1 protein-coding gene is annotated in these 664 nt (G+C 69.0%); it reads right to left on the reverse strand.

Annotation, left to right across the window (positions count from 1 at the left end; all coding sequences use genetic code 11):
* Positions 1-664 (reverse strand): proteasome accessory factor PafA2 family protein (locus Voc01_RS52665; protein WP_203935347.1); only part of this gene is annotated, 664 nt, incomplete at both ends.

Genomic DNA, 664 nt, shown 5'->3' on the forward strand with positions numbered 1-664 from the left:
CTTGCGCTGGTAGCCCTCGATCACCCGCAGCTTGGTGACCCAGTCGATCTCGCGGTCGACCGAGTTGAGGTCGCCGGACTCGACAGCGGCGAGCACCCGGCCCCACAGGTCGAGCACCCGCTTGGTCACCTCGTCGACGCCGCGGCGGTCGCAGAACTCGGTGGCCTTCTCGTAGTACTCCTGCTGGATCTCCAGCGCGGAGGCCTCCTTGCCGCTGGCCAGCCGCACCTTGCGCCGCCCGGTGACGTCGTGCGACACCTCGCGGATGGCCCGGATCGGGTTCTCCAGGGTGAGGTCACGCATCGCGACGCCGGCCTCGATCATCCGCAGCACGATGTCGGCCGAGCCGACCTTGAGCAGCGTGGTGACCTCGTTCATGTTCGAGTCACCGACGATGACGTGCAGTCGCCGGTAGCGCTCGGCGTCGGCGTGCGGCTCGTCGCGGGTGTTGATGATCGGACGCGAGCGGGTGGTCGCCGAGGAGACACCCTCCCAGATGTGCTCGGCCCGCTGCGACAGGCAGTAGACGGCCCCGCGCGGGGTCTGCAGCACCTTGCCGGCGCCGCAGATCAACTGCCGGGTGACCAGGAACGGGATGAGGATGTCGGCGAGCCGGCCGAACTCCCCGTGCCGCGACACGAGGTAGTTCTCGTGGCAGCCGTAC

It is taken from the genome of Virgisporangium ochraceum (assembly GCF_016863655.1).
Taxonomy (GTDB): Bacteria; Actinomycetota; Actinomycetes; order Mycobacteriales; family Micromonosporaceae; genus Virgisporangium; species Virgisporangium ochraceum.